Raw genomic sequence first — 20520 nt, forward strand, 5'->3', positions numbered from 1 at the left:
TTCGCAACGGCCAACTTCCCTCTGGCCGTTGCTTTACTCTCTTCTTGCCTTATCTCACTTCTTGTCTATGCTTTAAGTAAACGTTGAAGGATTAGCGTCTAACTTGTTGTAGTTATTCTGTTTTGGACTTGCCGATGAAAAAAACTATTGCTTACCTTCTAACGCTATTCTCGTCAGTTACGGCTGCAGATGAGCTGAAAATATATATTTGGGAAGATTATATTTCTCCGCAATTGGTTCAACGCTGGGAGCAGAAAACGGGCCATAAGGTGACCTTGACCTATTTCGATAATGAAGAAAGTCGTGATGCTGTGCTAGGTTCTGACAACGCAAAAGCTTTCGATCTTACCATTATGAATACGGTTGCAGCCCAGTTATTTGGTAAAAATAACAAGCTCTACGGGGTATCTCATAGCAACCTGCCTTCACTGAAATTTATTGATCCAAAATGGAGAGATAGCTGCGGAAACTTTGGCTTACCTTATCTGTGGGGAAGTCTGGGCATTTTGTATAAGAAAAACAAGGTAGTTCCTGCACCGACATCATGGGCAGACATACTCAAACCTGAGCCAAAATATCATAATAAAATAGTTATGCTGACTGATGGTGTTGATACGTTAGCACCGGCGCTGTTGTATCAACATAAGAATGTGAATACTGAAGATCAAGCAGAACTCAAAGACGCTTTTAATACCATGAGGGATCAAGCAGAAGCCGTGCTTAGCTACGAGTATGTTATCTCTTATGTTGAGGATAAAAGTGTTGATCAAAATGTATATATGGCCCTTGGATACTCGGGTGACCAGTCTACGTTAAATGAGCTTGGTGGTGATGAATGGGGCTTTGTCGCTCCCAAAGAGGGGAGCAGTATTTGGATAGACTGTTTCTCCATTATGGATTTCTCGCCTAATAAAGCATTAGCGCTTAACTTTCTTGAGTTTATCAACCAACCTAAAAACGCTGCTGAAAACAGTGTAGAGGTGGGTGTGGCTACAACAAATTTAGAGGCTCAAAAGTTACTGCCACCCGAACTTAGAGATGATGAAAGTACTTATCCAAGCGATGATATAATGGCTAGTAGTCAGCTGTATAGAATACTATCAGATGATAATATGAGTTTGAGAGGGCGAATAGTTAATGCGGTTTTAAAGCAACATGAAGCTCAATAAGCGCGTCAGCTATCTTATTTTTCCTGTTCTCTTGTGTAGCTATTTAGTCGTTGCGCTTGGTGTTTATTCGACTCAAAAAAATGGTGTTTTTCAGCTAGAAAAACGTAGTCTTGATCTGCATCTTGCAGAGTCCAACGCGATTATAGAGCGTTATTTGTTGGTGACAAATAGTTTTATTAACTCTTTACTCCATAGTAATAGTCTTATGAATTACTTTAATAGTAATGATAAACACTTTAAGGCACTATCGTTGGAGAAAGGTTTAAAAAGTTCAATTGATGATTTAAATCGACTTCGTTCTGATTTTTGGTCTATTGCACTAATTAGAAGCTCGGGTTCGGTCGAGTATTACTATGAGGATAGTTTAGACCCTTTCGCCAGTATATCGGATGAAAAAATAGCTAAAGTTGTAGAATTGTTTAAAAATAAAAAAGATTTTTATAAATCAATATACGATAAAGAGCATAATAAAATTTTAATGGTCAGAATTATTGATCAATATACTTTTAAGACACCTGTCGATTTTGATAATTCTACCAGTGTGGCCATTGCTATTATCGTTGACCCAACGGCTTTTAAAGAGAAGTTGGAGGATCTGAAAACGACTGGTCTTCTCGTCGATTGGCCAGATATTAGCAAAGGCGTGGAGAGTGGAGTTTCCAGTTACTTACCTGTATCCACCATTGGCCATCTTAGGATCTCAGCGTCGGAAGATAGAATTCAGGATAAGTTAAATACGTTGAAGTTTAATTTAGCTATTGGATTTATTTTAGTAACCTTTGCTAGTTATCTCATACTGATGTTTCTAATTGGCCAATATGTTACAGGCCCTATTAAAAAACTACAGCAAAAATTATCTCGGGTGAATCTGGAAAAAGGATTAAACTTTAGACCCTCAGGGAAGCAAGATGAGATTGGTGAACTTAGTCGAACATTTAACAAACTCTATGAGAGCCTTATTGCATCATATTCGTTAACTAAAGAATTAGCAGAAAGAGATCCATTAACCAAGTTGTACAACAGGCGTTTTTTTCAAGAGAAGATTGAAGAAGAGATTGCACAAGCAAATTTAGACAAGCGGGGCTTAGTACTATTGTATTTGGATATTGATAATTTCAAGTATGTAAACGATAGCTACGGGCACGATGTTGGGGATCTTCTACTACAATCGTTTTCTCGTCATTTAGAGCGTGAGATCTCCCTACTCAATGTACCAGGTTATAATAATTATCTATCTCGGTTGGCAGGTGATGAGTTCTCAGTTCTAATCTCAAGTATTCAAGATAGAGCGGAGATAGAGTTAGCTTGTAAACGGCTACTTAATATATGTCCTGCCGGTTTTACGATAGGTACAACAACTTATCCTATCTCTCTTAGCATTGGCGTTGCGTTTTTTCCGGATTCCGGGAACTCGGTTGATGACCTCATGAAGCATGCAGATGAAGCCATGTACGATGCTAAAGGCACAGGTAAAAATAAAGTATCTTTCTATACCGAAGCACTACAACAAAAAAGCCAAAATGAGAAAGTTTTAGATATTGCTTTAAGGCAACTCGATTTATCTGATCTATCGCTACTCTATATGCCCGTTTTTACGACGGAAGCATTTGAAACGGTTTATGCCGTAGAGGCATTGTTGAGATGGGATTCGCCGGACTTAGGGCCGTTATTACCAGAAGATTTTATGTCGGCGGTTGAAGGCATGGGGCTGTTCGAAGATATCGATGCTTGGGTGATTGAGCAAGTATTCAAGGATTTTCCGAGTATTAAGTCTCGCCTTGGTGATGATATTAGGGTTTGTATAAATATATCATCTGCTCAGTTGAGCTCCCTTTCATTTATGGCGACTCTCTCTAAGCTGATGTGTCAGTATGAGGTGGATTCGCGAAGCTTTGAGCTGGAGATATCAGAAAGCTTTAGTGGCTATACGCGACATAAAGATACAGGGTTGATGAAAATGCTAAAGGACTTAGGCTTTAGGCTGTCCTTAGATGACTTTGGAGCGGGCCACATCTCTGTTGCGCAGTTAGTCGAGTATCCTATTGATTGTGTGAAGTTGAATAGTCAGTTTGTTGATAACCTGTCTGATGAAATGAAACGTGATAGAATCCTTGGCCTCATTAAGTTCTGTCGCTCCCAAGGTCTTGATGTGGTTGCTGAAGGTGTGGAGACAAGCGCTCAAGTCGAGCTTCTCAAAGAGGCGGGGTGTAGTGGCTTGGAAGGCTATTATTTTTCTCAGCCTATGAGTTTATCCGCACTACTTAATCGTTATTAGTTTTAAGAGCTCCCGTTGCCCTACATTCGTTTATCTAGCTTCTACTTCTTCTACTTTGCTCTTTTGGGAGCAATGATTCCGTATTGGTCGCTCTTTCTAGAAAATCAAAAGTTTAGTGCATCAACCATTGGGATTCTGATGGGGGTATTTCACTTTTCACGTATTTTTGCACCTACTTTATGGGGGTGGCTGTCTGATATTACAGGCTGCCGTATTGGTATTGTAAGGATAGGTGCGGCACTGACCAGTCTAATCTTTCTGGGTATTTTTTGGCAGGAAGGGGCTTTGGGCATTGGCCTGATCATGCTGGGTTATAGTTTTTTTTGGAATGCGATTTTGCCACAGTTCGAAGTCATAACACTTGAGCATCTTGAAGAGGAGAAACAAAAGTACAGCAGGGTTCGATTATGGGGTTCAATTGGTTTTATCATGGCGGTGCTGATTGTTGGCTGGGGCTTGGAGTTTGTCGGAATTCATAATTTACCTTTTATTCTCTTACTCTTGATGCTTTTAATCTGGGGTAATACTTTGCTCATTACCGAGAAAAAAGCTCCTAGCGTTCCTCAAATAGGACAAGATCACTCCCTGTGGGCCATTATAAAACAGCCACAAGTTGCCGCTTTCTTTGTTATTACATTGTTAGTGCAGTTTTCCCATGGCCCTTACTACACGTTTTTCAGTGTCTTAATGCAGGAGCAAGGTTTCGAGAGCACATCTATTGGTATGTTGTGGGCGCTTGGCGTTGTGGCCGAGGTGCTGATTTTTATACTGATGCCAACGCTATTGTCTCGTTTTGGATGTCGCCAGATTTTACTGATAAGTCTTTTCTTAACCACCGTTAGGTGGGTTTTGACCGGTTTATTTTCCGAACATTTAAGCGTGATTATTTTGGCGCAACTACTTCATGCCGCTTCATTTGGCTGTCTGCATGCGGTCGGCATTTCGCTAGTGCATCACTATTTTCCTGATACGATGCAGGGAAGGGGACAGGCGCTTTTTTCAAGCATAGGCTTTGGTGTAGGTGGAACATTCGGGGCAATTGTTTCCGGCATACTGTGGGACTATGGGGCACTGGTAAGTTTTAGTGTTGCGGCGGTCGCTGCAGGCGTTGCGTTTTGGGTAGCGTATATTTGGATTTATCCTGAAAAAGTGCACCAAAATAGGTATTGAACCTTTTGCACTGCGATAGCTATCGCTATATAGTTATAGAGCGTCTTTATATCCTTCGAAATAACAAAGGGTTCGCGTATGAACTTTAGAATAGATGTGGATATGACACCTGAAGAGCTACGTAAAGTGCTAGGTTTACCCGATGTATCTGCGCTTCAGGATGAGATGATCAAAAAGATCCGAGAGCAGATGGAAGCAGGGGTAGAGGGTTATGATCCACTGACCTTATTGAAGCCCTACATAACTAATGGAGTAGGTTCTATGGAAGCTTTCCAGAAGCTCATGTTATCTATGATGAGTGGCTATACTAATCAATCAAATAATAAGAAGAACTAAGAGTACCTGATAACCATAAGCTACATGGTCAGGAAATAGATTCAGAGAGAGAAAATACGTTGCGCATCCTAAGAAAATATACGAACCGACGATTATATGACACGTCACGAAGCTGCTATGTCACGCTTGAAGATGTAAAGCAGCTTGTATTGAGTGCCGAACCCTTTCAAGTGCTAGACTCTAAAACCGGTAACGATTTGACAAGAAACATTCTGCTACAGATTATTAGCGAGCAGGAAGGAGAAGGACACGGAACCCTGTTAACTAACCAGGTTCTTCAGCAGCTGATCCGTTTTTATGGAGACAGTATGCAAGGGATGATGAGCCAGTATCTGGAGCAAAGCATCGCTTCATTTCTTGAACACCAAGACCGTATTCGTGAGCAGATGCAAACCATGATGGGAGTCGCTAACCCATTGACTATGATGAATAAAATTGCTGATCAAAACATGGCTGTGTGGAGCATGTTTAAACCCCCGGCCGGTCAAGCAACTACTGAGACTACCGAAGAAGCTTCTCCTGAAGAGAAGTCGCCCAAAGATAAAAAGTAGGTGTTCTAGTCATCTTCTAAATAACAGCCGCATTGCGGCTGTTATTGCTTTATCGGATCAATCCCTTTGCATTAGCCACTCGGTTATTGCCGTAGGCACAATGCGTTGAGCTTTGGCGCTAACAAAAACGCCTATGTGCCCAGCTTTTACCTCCAAGGTTTGGTAGTCGTTACTATTGACCAACTTACCTAGTGGAAGCGAGGCACTTGGTGGAACCAAATGATCATAAGCGCCATAGATATTCAAAACGGGCTGACTGATAGCATTGAGATTAACAGGCTTGCCGCCAATGATTATCTCATTATTAACCAGCTTGTTTTCTTGAAAAAACCATCTAATGAATTGCTTAAAGGCTTCACCTGCTTGGTTTGGGCTGTCATAAATCCACTTTTCCATCCGTAAAAAGCTTAATGCTTTCTGTGCACTATCTAGATAGTTGGAGATGTCTAAGCTTTTCTGTACGCCTAAACGCATTGGCATTAAGGCTTTATAAGCGTCATTAAGCAGCTCGCCTGGAATATTACCATATGCAGACACAGCAAGGTCTGTGTCTATGTACCGTGCCAGTAAGCTGAGGGTGTTATCAGGTGTATGAAAATCGACAGGCGTGACCATCGTAATTAAATTTTTTATTTTTTTCGGGTAGATGGCTGAATAGCAAAGACTTAAGGTGCCTCCCTGGCAGATCCCCAGAAGGTTAATTGAACTTGCTCCAGAGTGTTGAGTGACCTGATCAACGCAGTTGTTCAGGTATTCGTTAATGTAGTCATCCAAGTCTAGAAACCGATCAGCTGCTTCGGGGTACCCCCAATCAATTACGTAGGTATCCTGTCCGGTGCTAATGAGTGATTTCAGTAAAGAGCGCTCAGGCTCTAAATCGATCATATACCAGCGATTGACGAGCGCATAGGTGATAAGTAAAGGCGTTTTACAACGTGCATCTACTTCTCGGTTGCCTGGGAAATACAGTAAACGAAGTTTGTCCTGAGTGAAAATTACTTCGTATTCTGATTGGGCAACATCTATTTGCTGCACCTCTTTGAGTGCTTGGTAGCTCTTTTGAAGTTTTTGTTTAAAGTCTGATAACTCGACCTCGATTTTTTCAGGGTTAAGCTTCAGGTTTTTCACGCATGGTTACCTTGTTGTTAGATGAAACAGAAGATGATTGTTTAAGCGTAGTTAGTTCGCTACGAAGATGATCTATTTCATCCGACAAACTGATTACGGTTTTATGCAATTGCTCAAACAGGGGAAGGTTAAAATCTTCTTCTTGCGCGGCTAGGCGTCTATCAACATGCCGCATCTGTTTTCGTAACAGGTGTTGTCGCTCTAATGCAGTATCTAATCCTTTGCGGGTGGCAAGCCCGGCTGCTTCGAAGTATATATCACGTATATCATAAGAGTATTTTCGTAATCTCATGACCGCATTAGATATTCTGGCATGGCTCTTTTGGTAAGATGGGGTGTGAAGTGTCTTAATGTAAACTTTTTCATAACACTCGACCCAAAGATCATGTAGCCCCTTGAGTGTTTCAATCGTGTTCTCTCCTTCGGTTAACTCATAGAGCAATCCACTGTTTGCCTCAAGGTTTATCTGACTGTAGTGGTCAATATATTCTGTTAACGCGGCTTGATATTCAGAGAGATAATTGGCACCGTCCTGCAGGTTTTCCTGATACTGATGGACTGCTCCGGCAGGTGGAAAGTTAAAGAGGGCCTTAACACTTTTTAAAACGGGATTTTCTAGGAATAGATCATCCTGAAAGCTATGGGTTTTAAAGAGATCAATAAGATGCTCAGGTATACGCCATTGACTAAGAAGCGCTTCTCCAGTCTTCTGCTGTACCTGATCACAGAACAGATCTAGCAATGTCGCAAGATCTGTTTTCTCCGTGGTGCTTTTAAGTTGTGCCAGTAAAGCTGTTCCCAACTGCAGAAATTCGGCGGCATGGGTTGTCATGATTGCTGCGGCACGGGCCTGATCTTGTGCAAAAAATTCGTGCTTGGAGCTGCTTGCATCGTTTTGCTCTATCCATTGCTTGAATAGCGCATGCTGCTGCCTGAACATCGCTTGCATTTGCTCGTTGATATCATTTGGCACGCAGTTACCTCATCGCCTACACAAAAATCTATAAGCAGTTTAATGGAGCTTCGCAGGTTTATGAAGTATCACACGGAATAAGTTAGCATGTCGACTAAACGACTAGCGGCATTAGAGAGAGTGCGATCACGGTGGTATATATAGCCTAGCTCCCGCTGAATAGGCTCTGAACCAGTGTTCAGTACCGTTAAGGTATCATCGATCATGGTCTCAGGTAATAGACTCCATCCCAGCCCAATACTTACCATCATTCTGATGGTATCCAAATAATTCGTGGACATGGCAACATTTAAGTCTAAGCGCTTGCGTCTGAATTGCTCTGCAACTATTTGCTGTGTGAACGTTTGGGTGCCGGGCAAGATAGCAGCATAATGGGTTAGCTGCTCTAATGTCACATGAGTTTCGTTGGCAAGTGGGTGCTCTTTGCAAACCACATACTGTAAATTATCGACCCAAATGGTTTGGGAGTGGATCGCTGCGTTTGGTTGCGGTGCCAATGTGATTAAGGCAAGTTCCAAATCACCATGAAGTACGCCATCATAGGCTACTTCGGACTCGTCAAATTTCAAATTGAGTTGTACATCGGGATAGGTTTGGGAAAATTTCCTTAATATCGGGGGTAATCTGTGCAAGCTGATATGGTGACTGGCAGCTAGTGTTAGCTTTCCATGAACTTCGCCGCTTAGATTCCCCATCGCGCGGCTGGCATCTTGTATCGCAATAAGGATGGTTTTTGCACGAGGAAGCAAGGCCAATCCTGCCTCAGTTAATCCAACGCTCCTGCCGATGCGATCAAACAGCTTTCTATCTAATTGGTTTTCAAGCAAGGCTATACGCTTACTAACCGCGGATTGGGTGATATAGAGTTGTTGTGCCGCTTGTGAAAAAGAACCAGTTTCAGCAACGGCAATAAAGGCTGAAAGCGTATGGGTATCCATTATTTATTTTTAACTCTCCATGAATGCTAAACGCGATATCGGGTTAAAACGATGCCGCTTAATATTACGACAAGCGCTAATAAACTAGAAAGTGTAACGGCTTCATTCAGGATGATTGCGCCAGTAAAAAAAGCGACAACCGGGACTAGGAAGTTGATATTGGCCAAAAAGCTAGGTCCTGCTCTTACTATAATGAAAAAATAGACCAACGACGCCACGCCGGTTGATATGACGCCTAGCCAGATCAGCGAAAACCACTGCAATGGAGCAGGCGAAGTAAATTGGAAAGTTTGAGACAAAAACAGCGGTAGCATCAATAAACTGGCACCAATCAGCATACCTGCACCCCCTATAACAGGATGAAAGCTAGAAAGCTTCCTTACGAGGATAGCATTCAGGGCATAGCAACTGGCGGCCAACAAAATGGCTAGCTCTCTGAGGAGAGATGAGGCGGCTTGAAGAGCGGGATTAAGCAATAATACAACACCCATAAACCCGACAATAACCCCGGATATTTTATAGCGATTAAGCCGTTCGCCAGAAACCCAGAAATGCGCCAATATTAAAGTGACCATCGGCATCACGGCCATCAGCACACCTGCTTTACCTGAAGGAACGGCTTGCTGTCCCCAGGCGATTAAAAAGAAAGGCAGGGCGTTACCAAAAAAGCCCAACAGTAGAAAAATCCCCCAACTTTTTAAGTTACTCGGTAAGCGTAAACCTTTTAGGTACGCGAACAGTGTTAACACCATTGCGCCCATGACTAAGCGAATATGTGTGATGAAAATGGGCTCAAAGGTTTCTAAGGCCAAGGATGTAAAAAGGAAGGATGTGCCCCACATCGCCACGAGAAATAACAGTAAGATCCAGTTGATCAAAGAGGCGGGCACGATAGTGGAGACTCCTATAAAATTAAGTGGCATCTAATGTTTTCAAGCTGCCTCGTTCCGTCACGATCAGAACGCCGAGTAGCAGAGTACCAATTACCATCATGCCGGCAGCCATCAAGAGCCCGCCGCTGTAGTGCCCGGTTTGTTCTGCCATCATGCCCGCTAGCGCCGGAGCAATGATTTGCGCAGCTCCATAGGATAATGTGAGTTTACCCATTAATTTTGCAGGTTTAGTAGGATAGAAACGTCCAGCCATCGCCAGAACCAAGCTGACAATGCCAATGAATGTACTCCCATAGAGAACGGCACTTACCAAGGCTGCTGCGAGCGAATCATAGAATACGGGCACTAGAATACCAATGATATGGATTAAGTAATTGAGCATCAATGTATACAGGGTGCCAATCCTTCGGGCGACATGTTCCCAAAATAGAACCGCCGGCACCGCAGTGATTCCCAGAACCAGCCAGACCAACTCTCCGGAGCCTGCCAGTCCAGGCTGTCGTTCCACCATAGCAACGGTAAATGTCGCACTGATGACATAGCCAAACCCGGCACAAAAATAGGACGCCAGCATTAGCCAGAAAAAGCGCTTAGAAGGTGGGCGGTCTTCTAGCGCAGTGCCCGAGTTCGTTAAGCTACCGTTATGAGGCCGTGGCAGCCAGCGCCAAGCAGGAACTGCCAACACCACCCCTGCTATCCCTAAAATGATCCATTGCTCTTTCCAATTATAAGCATCCACCATTAGATCTACGGCAATCGCAGTAAAAACGATCCCCAACCCAATACCCATAAAGTGTATGCTTAATTCACTGCGAAAATGGTGGCGCATCAGCCAATTAAGCACTAATCCCGATCCTATCAACATGCCAGCTGCACTGCTTAAACCTGCCATGAAGCGCATGAAAGCCCACAAAAACGTATTTTCAGCTAATGCCATGCCGATTGTTGTTAACACGGCAACGATCAGGCCTAGCCGATACAGAGTGTCTTTAAGCATCAAACTGCTGACAGAGGCTGCGATCACCGCGCCACAAAGATATCCAATGTAGTTAATAGCCGCTAACCAGCCGGCACTAAGGTCGGTTAGGATACTCTCGGACTGCATAACAGGGATTAACGGTGTGTAAGCGAATCGGGCAACACCTACCAAGAGTACTAAACTAATCACGCCAGCAGAAAGCACGAAGTATTTTTGTTGTTGCAGAGACCGGTTGGGCATCAGGGATAATCCGTATTATTGTTTTTTATAGAGGCTAAACCTAGTTTAGTATCAAAACAATTGATATTTTTAGAACAAACCGTTCTGTTTTGGAGGTCTAATGGATCTTTTGGGGTTGGAAACATTTTGCGCAGTGGTCGACGAAGGCGGTGTATTGGCCGCTTCACGGACCTTACATACCGTGCAGTCTAATGTTACTACAAGGATTAAGCGGCTAGAGGAGGAACTCGGAGCTAAAGTCTTCTTTAGAAAAGGACGAGGCTTATCTTTGACTCCCGCAGGGCGAGTGTTGCTGGGCTATGCTCGGAAAATGCTTCAATTAGAGCGCCAAGCGATGCAAGCCGTAAAGCAACTGGCAGATGAAGCAGGAGAAGTGCGCATCGGCACGATGGAGAGTTTTGCTGCCGTCCGTCTACCTGACTTGCTATTTCGCTTAAGGCAACAGTGTCCTAAAGTGGAGACCCGAATTCAAACGGATACCAGTGAATCTTTGATCCGTATGGTGCTAAGTCACGAATTAGATTGTGCATATATTGGTGGTCCGTTTGAGCACGATGACTTGATCTGCACTGAAGTTGCAACAGAGCAGCTTGTACTCGTTAAAAGTAAAACACTCCATTGTGTGAACACATTAATCGTATTTCGAGAAGGCTGTGCCTACCGTGAAAGGGCTCACCGTTGGCAGCGAACCTATGGAACGTCATTTGACCTTATGGAGATGGGAACACTGGAAGGGATTCTTGGATGCGTTGCCTTTGGTTTAGGCGTTACGTTGATGCCCGTATCGGTTGTAGAAAAAAGCCAACATCGGGAACAATTAATCTATGAAGAAATAGACCAACAGTTTGCTTGTATTCCCACGTTATTGATCCGTCATAAGCGACTATCGAGGTTGTTGGGAGTAGAGGTGTTGCAACAGCCTTTGGGTGTTTTAAATTAGCATTGTATAAACGGTTGATTTCATGCTATTAAGCACTTTCTAGCCTCTGTGTATAGAGGCTTATTTCTTGGATCGCTTATCATGAACGATGTTACATCCCATGCCCCTTCGGCAGTTGCTTTGCCGGACCGATTTATTCATCTTCTCTCGTCAATGATTCGTAGCCCGAGTGTTGTCGGGGCAGAGCACTCTTTTTTTCGTGTACTGCAGCGGGAGCTTGAAGAACGTGGCGCTAACGTAACTTGGTATGAAGGTGTTTTGGTTGCACAGGGTGATGAGCCAAATAGTGTCATGTTTTCAGCCCATATCGACCGGCATGGTTTGATCTGTACGGGACCGAATGAATTTCAATATGCCGCTTTTGTATCGGGTGCCCGTTCTGATTTATTAGGGAACTCGGTCAGCGAACAGTTGATGAAGAAAATTGTAAACCGCTTTGAATCTGAGTCAGTGTACGCCTATGAGCCTTGGTCAGGTGCTTATCGGGGGCAAGGTCTGATTGATCGTGCTTACATCTGCGAGTTTCGTAATAACTTAATCTTTGAACTTAAAGGGTTAGATCATTTAGTTGCAGGCACGCCAGTGGCTTTTAGAGATAACCTTAAAAATAAAAAGGGTGCCTTGATTGGCCAGCTGGATAACGTGATTACGGCAGCGGCATTGGTGTACCTGTTTGAGCTAGGTTTTAAGGGCACTGCCTTTTTCACAGCGCAAGAAGAGGCCGGTAAAAGTTGGCGGTATTTACTAGAATGGTTTCGTCGGTTTGGTCACTCTACTAACCAATTAATCGTTGTAGACACCAGCCCCTATCCTGACTTCGAAACAGCTAAACAACAAACGCTGGTTTTGCGTAACAGGGATGCCAACGCTGTATTTAATACCGAGCTGACGCGTAAGTTGGTTGATATTTGTGAAGCTAATCACTTTACCTATCAATTTAAAGATAAATATGTAGAACAGCAAAACGTGCTCGCAAAACAGAGAGGGGATGAACCTGCATCATTAGGCTCTACCGAAATGGGCAGGATCATCTCTGCATCGAACGGGCTGGTCGATGGCACAACCCTTCAGATACCCACTTCGGGCTACCATACATTATCCGAATCGGCACCTGTGGAATCGGTTGCTGGTTTTCTCAAAGTGTTAACAGATCTGGCTACACTGAATTAATACAGGTTTAGGTAAAAAATTAGATGTATAAAACTATTATCGTGGTGGATAGCCAAGACCACGGAATCAGCGAAACTGACTACACCATCGTCACTTTTGAAGAGTATCTCTCGGCTTATCCTAAAAAGAACGAACCTAAAACGCGGCTACTTAACTTATGTGATACCGAGCATTATTTAAGCCGAGGCTATTACTGCTCTTTATTGGCTGAGGCACGAAAGCATCGAGTGTTACCGAGTGTCAGCACGATCAATGATCTGCGTGCACTATCAACGGAACTATCTACGGGTATCCGCCTTAATCTTCCCTCTTCAGTGTTTAGAATAAATGAGGGTGAACAGGTAGAGATGTTCATTTATCTAGGGTGGACAGAGCAAGAACCTTGGAGGAAGCTGGCCAAGCAGATTTTTGAAAAGTACTCAGCGCCAATACTGCAGTTGATGGTGACGCATGATGCTTCTGGCATCCGAATGAGCGTGAAACGCTATGCTCATAGTAGTCTCAACGAAATAGAAAAAATCAAATTTAACAACCAGTTAAATAGCTTTTCTAAAGAGGTTTGGTCAAATGCTGCCAGCAAAAAATCTCCGCGGTGGGATCTGGCTATTTTAGTTAACCCGGATGAAGCACAGCCTCCCAGCGATAAAGAAGCGATAAAACGATTTATTAAAGCGGCAGAAAAAGTCGGTATCCACGCTGAGACGATTACGGCTGAACAGGCTAATCATATTTCTCAGTTTGATGCGCTTTTTATCCGTGAAACAACTGCTATTGACCACCACACCTATCGCTTGGCGCGCAAGGCAGAGCAAGAAGGCTTGGTAGTGATTGATGATCCGACCTCTATTTTACGTTGTTGTAACAAAGTGTATTTGCATGATGCCTTCAGTTATAACGGTGTACCGGCACCTAAAACCCATGTGGTTATCAACGCAGATGAGGAGAGCCTCACGCGTATAGAGGCTGAATTTACTTATCCTATCGTTCTAAAAATGCCAGAAGGCTCCTTCTCCAAAGGCGTTTACAAAGTTGCTGATCGTCAGGAGCTTAAAGAGAAACTTGAAGAGTTGTTTGCTGATACCGCCTTGGTATTGGTGCAAGAGTATCTGTACACCGATTATGATTGGCGGGTAGGGGTGCTTAATGGAAGAGCGATTTATGCGTGCCGTTACCATATGGCGCGTAACCATTGGCAGATATATAACCATGACGCTAAACGGTTTAATTCGGGCGGGTTTGAAACCTTACCAACCTTTGAAGTACCCAAAAAAGTACTGGATGCGGCCCTTAAAGCCAGCGCTATGATTGGTAAAGGCTTGTATGGTGTGGATATTAAACAAAAAGACAGCCATGTTTATGTCATAGAGGTTAACGATAACCCAAGTATTGATCACAAGGTCGAAGACCTCTATCTCGGTAATGAACTCTATATGCTAGTCATGCAGGAGTTTGCAGACCGTTTGGAGAAAAGAGGGCGTTAAGTGGTTTACAGATATAAGCTTTTAAGGAGTTGTTATGGAAGCAATTGATCTCCACACATTGTGGGATGTGGCTCCTTATGATCTTGCTGCGATAGGAACAGCGCTTTTTTGCGGGACACTCATTGGTTTAGAGCGACAGCTGCGAGGTAAGCCGGTAGGGGTACGTACCTCGTCGCTGATTATTCTGGGGACTTATCTGTTTCTAGCGACCACTTTCCAGTTGAGTGAATCCATCATTGACCCTTCTCGTGTCATTGGACAAGTTATCACAGGCATAGGCTTTCTGGGTGCAGGGGTGATGCTGGCTAAAGATGGAGCCGTCGTAGGTGTGACTTCGGCGGCTACTATTTGGGTGCTTGCGGCTATTGGCGTGATTATTTCCGTAGGACATTTAATCATCGCTATTAAAGTCTCTATTTTAGTCATCGTGATTTTGCATGGTATTGATCTCTTGGAGACGCATACCAAAGCCTTTAGCCGAGGCGTTCATGCGAAAGTGCAAAACTATCGTGATAAGAAGTAAATAAAATTACAGGGTCTCAGGCAGCGGGTCTTTCGAAATCACAACCGCTGTCCTGATTCTCTCTGACCCATAGGCCGACATTTTGCTGAAATCCTCACGGGAGATTGGCATATATTGGCAATCCATCGGGATTTGATCCTTGTCGGTATCAGGGTCATGAACATAGAGGCAGTCATCATCTATCGCAGTGACAGCAACCCAATGGGGTGCTTTTTTCCCATCCATTCGATAAGTGCTGATGAGGACGAGGACTGCGCAATTGGCTGCTAGCCAGCCTTGTATCTTTTCTTGAGTAATATCTTGAATGAGGCAGGCAACATGCTCTTCCTGAGCGTGCTGGTGGAACTGTCGATCGACCAGCGTCATGATCTCTTTTTTATGCTCACTGCGGACCCCTTCAATAAACAAAGGAGCAGCGGTGTTAATGCAGGCTGCTGCATTGAATCCACGACGGCGAGCAGCTAATGCCAAACCTATGGGGTGGCATCCGCCATGGCCTGATGTCATGAAAATCGTTGTGGCCTCACGCCATATATCCAGCTCCAGCATAGCATCAGGTTTTATGGACGGTTGCAGTGATGCCATGGCCATCATTAACGAGGCTGGCCCACAGGTAAATTCCGTTGTTTGTTGATACCACGGGGTCTGTTTTGTATAAAAGGCCGTATCAGCAGAGCGGATACGTTTTTGCATACGTAGGGCATCGCTATGGTCTTCGTAATAGTCTGTATATTCATCAAAGACACGATATCCCATACTTTCATAAAGCTTTATCGCTACATGATTGTTTTTTGCAACTTCTAGGCGCATAAACAAACGGCCTTGTTTTGAGCTTGCCTGCTCAAGGGCCGAGAGGATCTTTTTGCCAACCCCTAAGCCTCTGGCTTCAGCGCTAACGGCTAACGAGTACAAACGCGCCAGACGCGTTCCTTTGTGGAGAATAACCAAACCGTAGCCCACGACTTGATCAGACGACTCGCAAACCAATAAGATGCCGTTGGCCGCTTTGAGCCAATGTTGGAGTCTGCGACGGCTTAATCTATCACCACGAAATGCATTGTTTTCTAGTGCAAATAGCGGCTCAATATCGTCAGAGGATGCAGGGCGAATCGAAATTGATGACATATTATGCTAATGACTCAATAGGTGTAACGAGTTGTTCATTAACCCACGGATGATCACCGATCATCTCCATCATGTGGTCAATAAAAAGTCGCACTTTGGGGTTTAGATGACGACGGCTAGGGTAGATCGCATTAACTTCTATCGGTGGTGATGGGTAATCAGGGAGTAATTCAACCAGTTCTCCTCGCTGTACGCAGTTACGACAAAAGACTCTTGGCATACGAGCGATACCCATATCTTGTAATAGGATCTCGCGAATAAAACTAATACTGTTAGCTTTTAGCTGGCCTTTCACTGGGATAGCTTCACCCCAGCCATCAAATACCCAATGCTCAACTGACTTTAAAATGCCGTAACATTCGTGGTCAGAGAGATCCTCCGGAGTGGTGGGGGTGCCATGTTGCTGCAAATAATTGGGTGAGGCGTACAGACCGCGAGATACGGTCGCAACGCGCCTAGCAATGAGACTGGAATCTGCCAGCTCACCTACACGAATGGCGAGATCAATCCCTTCTTCAATCAGATCAATAACCCGCGTGCTGAGTTCTACCTCTAGCGATATCTGCGGATACCGGCGCATAAAGGTGCCCACCACTTCGTTCATCATAAAAACGCCTAGCTCTGAAGGCATTGTTATCCTTAAGCGGCCTCGGGGATTATCTTGTGTGGCAGATAAATAATCTTTTGCAGACTCTAATTCGTTAATAAGTGGGTGGCAGCGGGCGAACAGGTCCTCACCATCATCAGTAAGCTTCAGTTTTCGGGTTGTTCGTTGCAGTAATCGAACGCCCAAGTCGTCCTCTAGTTGAGCGATGCGCCGGCTAATAGTCGACTTCTGAATCCCCAAGCTTTCTGCAGCAGAGGTGAAGCTTCCGGTTTCAACTATCCGGATAAATAGGCTGACATCGTTGAGATTCATAGATATGGCCGTAATAATCAGAGAGGGTGTTGATTTGCCAAATTACCAGTAACGGGTTGATTTATAGTTTAATTCGTTACTGGTTAAAAAGCATTGGATAGAATCTTCTGCTATTGTTATGCAAAGATCAAGGCCGGAGACGATGATGGAAGTACTTAATCATATTAGACTTATGGCAGATTATAACCAGCAGTTAAATAAGCAAGTGTGCCAAGCTGCTGGGATGCTGAATCACGAATCTTTGGTTGAACATCGAGGCGCTTTTTTTGGCTCAGTACTCGGGACTCTAAATCATCTTATGGTCGGAGATTTAATCTGGTTAAAGCGCTTTGCAGGCCACCCGGCGCAGCATGTTGCCCTTAATCCTATACGTGCCACGGAGGCGCCTGTAGCTTTGGAGCAGCAGTTGTTTTCAACGATGGAGGGGTTGTGGCAAGAGCGGCAAATTCTTGATGCTGTCATTGTTAGTTGGTCAAGAGAGCTAAAAGCAGAAGATCTGGATCACTGCCTTGAATACAGTAGCATGAAAGGTGTCTCGTCACATCGCCAGATGGGTGCCTTGATCATGCATTTTTTTAACCACCAGACCCATCATCGTGGCCAATTATCGACCCTGCTGTATCAACAAGGTTTTGATATTGGCCTAACCGATCTTTTATATTTTATCCCCGAAGAAAGCTGAGTCAGAGGCTGGTGCCTTTCGTGATAGTTTTAATCGCATCGACCATGGCATAAACACCATTGGTACGTGATGGGCTTAAAAACTGGTTGAGCTGACATATTGATAACAGGGCTGAAACATCAAAACTGTGAATCTCTTTTGAGGTTTTTCCCTGAAAAGCCGCCAGCAATAAATAGGCTAGGCCTCGCATAATGCGGGCATCGGAGTCGATCGCAAAATGCCAGAAACGCTCGTCAGTTTGCTCTGAATGCAGCCAAACCAGAGATTCGCAACCTCTCACTAACCGTTCAGGCTGGCGCAGGGTATCAGGTAAGTGAGGCAGTTGCTCTGCCCATTGCTGTAGTGTGGCTAAGCGAGCTTGCCAGTTAGAGGCTGATTGTAGGGTTACAGTGAGTTCTGATAGATCGGGGGAGATAAAAGTGATTGTTGCAGAGCCTGCTTCTGGATGCTTCGAAGTGGTTTCTGTCAGGGCAGTTACGGCTTCCTTTAGGCAAAGTGCAAAACGCTCGACCTCTTCTTCAGTGTTATATAAAGCAAACGATGCTCTGAGGGTGCCGCTTACGCCTAAATAGGTCATCAAGGGCATTGTGCAGTGATGTCCACTACGTACCGCAATTCCCGATTGATCCAGCATCATAGCAAGGTCTTGGTGATGAACCTGATCAACACTAAAAGATAAAATGCCCACATTATCAGCATCGACGCCGATTAATCTAACGCCCTCAATTTCTGATAAACGCTTGATAGCGAGTGTGCGTAGCGATTTCTCATGTAGAGATGCGGCAGGGCGATCAAGGCTGTTTAAGTATGTAAGGGCCTGCGCAAAACCGATGGCCTCGGCGATAGGTGGCGTCCCTGCTTCTAGTTTAAAGGGGAGGGTATTGAAGGTTGTCTTTTCAAAGCTGACCGACTCAATCATCTCACCACCAAATTGCCAAGGTGGCATCTGTTCTAAGAGCGCTTCTCGCCCCCATAGGACACCTATGCCTGTTGGGCCATAACATTTATGCGCAGAAAAAAAGTAAAAATCACAGCCAAGCTCGTGGACATCTACAGGTTCATGGGCGATAGCTTGCGCGCCATCGACCACCACAGTTGCACCAAAGGACTTGGCGAGTTGAGTAATATCCTTGATCGGATTAATCACACCCAGTGCATTGGATACATGAGTGACGGCAACGATTTTGGGCTGATGTTCAGCTAACAACTGCTGAAGCTTTTCTAAATCAATAGTGAGATCTGCCCCTAGAGGAATAGGGACGACGGAGGCACTTTTTCTGAGCGCGATCTGTTGCCAAGGAACAAAATTAGCGTGATGCTCCAAAACCGAAACAAGTATCGTATCGCCTGCACATAGCACCGCATCCGCATAGCTATAGGCGACTAGGTTAGCCGCTTCTGTTGCACCGCGAGTCCAAATAATCTCTTTAGGACTACTTGCCCCGATAAAGTCTGCTACTTCATCTCGCGCAGACTCAAACAACGCTGTTGACTGATTAGACAGCGAGTGGGAACCCCTGTGAACATTGCTGTTATAAAGCTTATAGTAACGGCTCAGGGCTTCAATAACCTGACGGGGTTTTTGAGTAGTGGCAGCATTATCCAGATATACCAATGGCTCGCCATGCACACGGCTGGAGAGAATCGGGAAATCTCGACGAATCTTTTTTGGATCAAACATGTGATGCGTTTGAGTCCTGTTCACGGCTAAGGCGAGCGTACTGGCTAGCCCAGCGTGCATACATCATCGCTGCCGTAAAGAGAACGACAACCAAAAGCGCATAGATGATACCAAAGGTACGGGTGTCTACTCGCGTGGTGGCCGCTAGCACCGCCTCATTGAAATATAGAATCAACACAAAACATAACCAAGCATGATTGCGTGGATTACCCGACTTCATCGTAGGAATAAAAAAAGCGAGGGGTAGCATATGTACTAACCAAATGACCCACGGCTTACCGGTCTCTAAAGGATGAATAATCAGATACCATAGGGTGAACAAGAGCAACAAACCAAAGAAACTCAAGAGGGTCAGTGATCGGCTAAGGCGCACTTTTTTGTGTAGGGTTTCCATTAACGGTCCTGTAATTTTTTAGCGATTTCAGCGAGTCTTTTACCTTGTGCCTGGCACAGGATGCGCTCATCTTCATCTAATGGGCGCTGATTATCTTTGCCTGCTACATGGGTTGCACCATAAGGTGTGCCACCTGTGGTAGTAGAAAGCAGGGTTGTCTCGCTGTATGGCAGCCCCGTGATTAGCATGCCATGGTGCAGTAAAGGCAGCATCATGCTAAGCAAGGTTGTTTCTTGCCCGCCATGTAAGCTGGAGGTAGAACTAAACACACTGGCAGGTTTGCCAATTAATGCGCCCGACATCCAAATACCGCTCGTTGAGTCGATAAAGTACTTCATAGCCGCTGCCATATTGCCAAAGCGAGTCGGGCTGCCCAGAGCAAGCCCAGCACAGTGGCTCAGATCCGCCTCGGTGCAATAGAGCGCTCCTTCATCAGGAATTGTCGGTGCCGTCGCCTCGCAGGTCGTCGAAACCGGCGGAACGGTACGAAGTCTCGCCTCCATACCGGTTTGCTCGACACCTCGTGCAATTTGTCGCGCCATCTCCTTGGTAGCACCGTGGGTGCTGTAATAAAGCACGAGAATATAGGGCGCAGCCACTTACAGAATCTCCAGCACAGACTCAGGTGGGCGACCAATACGCGCCTGGCCATCTTTAAGAACGATAGGACGTTCTATCAGCTTGGGTGTCTTAACCATAATGCTAATCACTTCTGCATCACTTAGTGCCGGATTATCTAATCCGGTTTCTTTATATTCGGCTTCTTTGGTGCGCAGAAGCTCTCTTGGTGATATGTTCAGCGAAGCTAAAACTTGCTTTAATTCTTGCTCTGACGGGGCCTCTTTCAGGTATTCACGAACCACAGGTTCGATACCTTGCTCACGAATCAGCTCAAGGGTCTGTCGTGATTTTGAGCAACGGGGGTTATGATAAATAGTGACTTGGCTCATAAT

At 44.7% G+C, this 20520-nt stretch carries 21 protein-coding genes; 10 read left to right on the forward strand and 11 right to left on the reverse strand.

Features of this window, described 5'->3' with window-relative positions:
• Window positions 1-134 precede the first annotated feature (134 nt).
• The 5 genes from F0U83_RS07565 to phaR all read left to right on the forward strand — a co-directional run bounded on the left by F0U83_RS07565 (window position 135) and on the right by phaR (window position 5501).
• Complete coding sequence (locus F0U83_RS07565; RefSeq protein ID WP_138987189.1) at window positions 135-1169, forward strand: polyamine ABC transporter substrate-binding protein; 1035 nt, start codon at window positions 135-137, stop codon at window positions 1167-1169.
• Entirely contained in the window at window positions 1156-3444 is a 2289-nt protein-coding gene (locus F0U83_RS07570; RefSeq protein ID WP_138987190.1) for a bifunctional diguanylate cyclase/phosphodiesterase, read from the forward strand. The genes F0U83_RS07565 and F0U83_RS07570 overlap by 14 nt, the downstream gene beginning before the upstream one ends.
• 15 nt (window positions 3445-3459) lie before the next feature.
• Window positions 3460-4614: an MFS transporter gene (locus F0U83_RS07575; protein ID WP_138987191.1), complete on the forward strand. Its 1155-nt coding sequence runs from the start codon at window positions 3460-3462 to the stop codon at window positions 4612-4614.
• Window positions 4615-4692: 78 nt separating this feature from the next.
• Window positions 4693-4950 (forward strand): DUF6489 family protein, encoded by a 258-nt coding sequence (locus F0U83_RS07580; protein WP_138987192.1) that lies wholly within the window; start codon window positions 4693-4695, stop codon window positions 4948-4950.
• Between the two features lie 59 nt (window positions 4951-5009).
• On the forward strand, window positions 5010-5501 hold the full coding sequence (gene phaR / locus F0U83_RS07585) for a polyhydroxyalkanoate synthesis repressor PhaR (RefSeq protein ID WP_138987193.1): 492 nt from the start codon (window positions 5010-5012) through the stop codon (window positions 5499-5501).
• A gap of 57 nt (window positions 5502-5558) precedes the next feature.
• Here the strand turns inward: phaR and phaC are convergent, their stop codons facing one another.
• The 5 genes from phaC to F0U83_RS07610 form a co-directional block, all read right to left on the reverse strand.
• Entirely contained in the window at window positions 5559-6629 is a 1071-nt protein-coding gene (gene phaC / locus F0U83_RS07590; protein WP_138987194.1) for a class III poly(R)-hydroxyalkanoic acid synthase subunit PhaC, read from the reverse strand.
• Entirely contained in the window at window positions 6610-7602 is a 993-nt protein-coding gene (locus F0U83_RS07595; protein ID WP_138987195.1) for a poly(R)-hydroxyalkanoic acid synthase subunit PhaE, read from the reverse strand. Before F0U83_RS07595 ends, phaC begins: the two co-directional genes overlap by 20 nt.
• 68 nt (window positions 7603-7670) lie before the next feature.
• Complete coding sequence (locus tag F0U83_RS07600) at window positions 7671-8540, reverse strand: LysR family transcriptional regulator (protein ID WP_138987196.1); 870 nt, start codon at window positions 8538-8540, stop codon at window positions 7671-7673.
• 26 nt (window positions 8541-8566) lie between these two features.
• On the reverse strand, window positions 8567-9430 hold the full coding sequence (locus F0U83_RS07605; protein WP_246077703.1) for a DMT family transporter: 864 nt from the start codon (window positions 9428-9430) through the stop codon (window positions 8567-8569).
• Between the two features lie 22 nt (window positions 9431-9452).
• Window positions 9453-10652: a YbfB/YjiJ family MFS transporter gene (locus F0U83_RS07610; RefSeq protein ID WP_138987197.1), complete on the reverse strand. Its 1200-nt coding sequence runs from the start codon at window positions 10650-10652 to the stop codon at window positions 9453-9455.
• 100 nt (window positions 10653-10752) lie between these two features.
• On the opposite strand from F0U83_RS07610, the gene F0U83_RS07615 reads away from it, so the two are divergent.
• From F0U83_RS07615 to F0U83_RS07630, 4 genes are all read left to right on the forward strand, one after another.
• Window positions 10753-11592 carry a LysR substrate-binding domain-containing protein gene (locus F0U83_RS07615; RefSeq protein WP_138987198.1) on the forward strand — a complete coding sequence of 280 codons (840 nt, stop codon included), beginning with the start codon at window positions 10753-10755 and terminating at the stop codon, window positions 11590-11592.
• Window positions 11593-11673: 81 nt separating this feature from the next.
• On the forward strand, window positions 11674-12762 hold the full coding sequence (locus tag F0U83_RS07620) for a peptidase M42 (protein WP_138987199.1): 1089 nt from the start codon (window positions 11674-11676) through the stop codon (window positions 12760-12762).
• A 23-nt stretch (window positions 12763-12785) separates the two neighbouring features.
• On the forward strand, window positions 12786-14243 hold the full coding sequence (locus F0U83_RS07625) for a RimK family protein (protein WP_138987200.1): 1458 nt from the start codon (window positions 12786-12788) through the stop codon (window positions 14241-14243).
• Between the two features lie 34 nt (window positions 14244-14277).
• Window positions 14278-14766: an MgtC/SapB family protein gene (locus F0U83_RS07630; RefSeq protein ID WP_138987201.1), complete on the forward strand. Its 489-nt coding sequence runs from the start codon at window positions 14278-14280 to the stop codon at window positions 14764-14766.
• Between the two features lie 6 nt (window positions 14767-14772).
• On the opposite strand, the gene F0U83_RS07635 is transcribed toward F0U83_RS07630, so the two are convergent.
• Window positions 14773-15891: a GNAT family N-acetyltransferase/peptidase C39 family protein gene (locus tag F0U83_RS07635; protein WP_138987202.1), complete on the reverse strand. Its 1119-nt coding sequence runs from the start codon at window positions 15889-15891 to the stop codon at window positions 14773-14775.
• 1 nt (window position 15892) lies between these two features.
• Window positions 15893-16810, reverse strand: a complete 918-nt coding sequence (locus F0U83_RS07640) for a LysR family transcriptional regulator (RefSeq protein WP_138987203.1) — start codon at window positions 16808-16810, stop codon at window positions 15893-15895.
• Between the two features lie 145 nt (window positions 16811-16955).
• Between F0U83_RS07640 and F0U83_RS07645 the strand changes: the two genes are divergently transcribed.
• Window positions 16956-17492, forward strand: a complete 537-nt coding sequence (locus F0U83_RS07645) for a DinB family protein (protein ID WP_138987204.1) — start codon at window positions 16956-16958, stop codon at window positions 17490-17492.
• 1 nt (window position 17493) lies between these two features.
• Here F0U83_RS07645 and F0U83_RS07650 read toward each other — a convergent pair whose 3' ends face one another.
• From F0U83_RS07650 to arsC, 4 genes are read right to left on the reverse strand one after another with little or no spacing between them, the layout of a single operon-like run.
• On the reverse strand, window positions 17494-19173 hold the full coding sequence (locus tag F0U83_RS07650; protein ID WP_138987205.1) for a SufS family cysteine desulfurase: 1680 nt from the start codon (window positions 19171-19173) through the stop codon (window positions 17494-17496).
• Window positions 19166-19567: a DUF2069 domain-containing protein gene (locus tag F0U83_RS07655; protein WP_138987206.1), complete on the reverse strand. Its 402-nt coding sequence runs from the start codon at window positions 19565-19567 to the stop codon at window positions 19166-19168. The genes F0U83_RS07650 and F0U83_RS07655 overlap by 8 nt, the downstream gene beginning before the upstream one ends.
• The gene (gene wrbA, locus F0U83_RS07660) at window positions 19567-20166 is read right to left on the reverse strand and encodes an NAD(P)H:quinone oxidoreductase (RefSeq protein ID WP_138987207.1); all 600 of its coding nucleotides are present in this window, start codon (window positions 20164-20166) and stop codon (window positions 19567-19569) included. Before wrbA ends, F0U83_RS07655 begins: the two co-directional genes overlap by 1 nt.
• Window positions 20167-20517 (reverse strand): arsenate reductase (glutaredoxin), encoded by a 351-nt coding sequence (gene arsC / locus F0U83_RS07665; protein WP_138987208.1) that lies wholly within the window; start codon window positions 20515-20517, stop codon window positions 20167-20169. It lies immediately after the preceding gene.
• Window positions 20518-20520 lie beyond the last annotated feature (3 nt).

Source organism: Neptunomonas concharum (assembly GCF_008630635.1).
Taxonomy (GTDB): Bacteria; Pseudomonadota; Gammaproteobacteria; order Pseudomonadales; family Balneatricaceae; genus Neptunomonas; species Neptunomonas concharum.

What these genes read in the sequence shown, in the direction of transcription:
- F0U83_RS07565 (WP_138987189.1), top strand. Translation starts at nt 135, where the DNA reads ATGAAAAAAACTATTGCTTACCTTCTAACGCTATTCTCGTCAGTTACG.
- F0U83_RS07570 (WP_138987190.1), top strand. Translation starts at nt 1,156, where the DNA reads ATGAAGCTCAATAAGCGCGTCAGCTATCTTATTTTTCCTGTTCTCTTG.
- F0U83_RS07580 (WP_138987192.1), top strand. Translation starts at nt 4,693, where the DNA reads ATGAACTTTAGAATAGATGTGGATATGACACCTGAAGAGCTACGTAAA.
- F0U83_RS07600 (WP_138987196.1), bottom strand. Translation starts at nt 8,540, where the DNA reads ATGGATACCCATACGCTTTCAGCCTTTATTGCCGTTGCTGAAACTGGT.
- F0U83_RS07610 (WP_138987197.1), bottom strand. Translation starts at nt 10,652, where the DNA reads ATGCCCAACCGGTCTCTGCAACAACAAAAATACTTCGTGCTTTCTGCT.
- F0U83_RS07615 (WP_138987198.1), top strand. Translation starts at nt 10,753, where the DNA reads ATGGATCTTTTGGGGTTGGAAACATTTTGCGCAGTGGTCGACGAAGGC.
- F0U83_RS07620 (WP_138987199.1), top strand. Translation starts at nt 11,674, where the DNA reads ATGAACGATGTTACATCCCATGCCCCTTCGGCAGTTGCTTTGCCGGAC.
- F0U83_RS07625 (WP_138987200.1), top strand. Translation starts at nt 12,786, where the DNA reads ATGTATAAAACTATTATCGTGGTGGATAGCCAAGACCACGGAATCAGC.
- F0U83_RS07630 (WP_138987201.1), top strand. Translation starts at nt 14,278, where the DNA reads ATGGAAGCAATTGATCTCCACACATTGTGGGATGTGGCTCCTTATGAT.
- F0U83_RS07635 (WP_138987202.1), bottom strand. Translation starts at nt 15,891, where the DNA reads ATGTCATCAATTTCGATTCGCCCTGCATCCTCTGACGATATTGAGCCG.
- F0U83_RS07640 (WP_138987203.1), bottom strand. Translation starts at nt 16,810, where the DNA reads ATGAATCTCAACGATGTCAGCCTATTTATCCGGATAGTTGAAACCGGA.
- F0U83_RS07645 (WP_138987204.1), top strand. Translation starts at nt 16,956, where the DNA reads ATGGAAGTACTTAATCATATTAGACTTATGGCAGATTATAACCAGCAG.
- F0U83_RS07650 (WP_138987205.1), bottom strand. Translation starts at nt 19,173, where the DNA reads ATGTTTGATCCAAAAAAGATTCGTCGAGATTTCCCGATTCTCTCCAGC.
- F0U83_RS07655 (WP_138987206.1), bottom strand. Translation starts at nt 19,567, where the DNA reads ATGGAAACCCTACACAAAAAAGTGCGCCTTAGCCGATCACTGACCCTC.
- arsC (WP_138987208.1), bottom strand. Translation starts at nt 20,517, where the DNA reads ATGAGCCAAGTCACTATTTATCATAACCCCCGTTGCTCAAAATCACGA.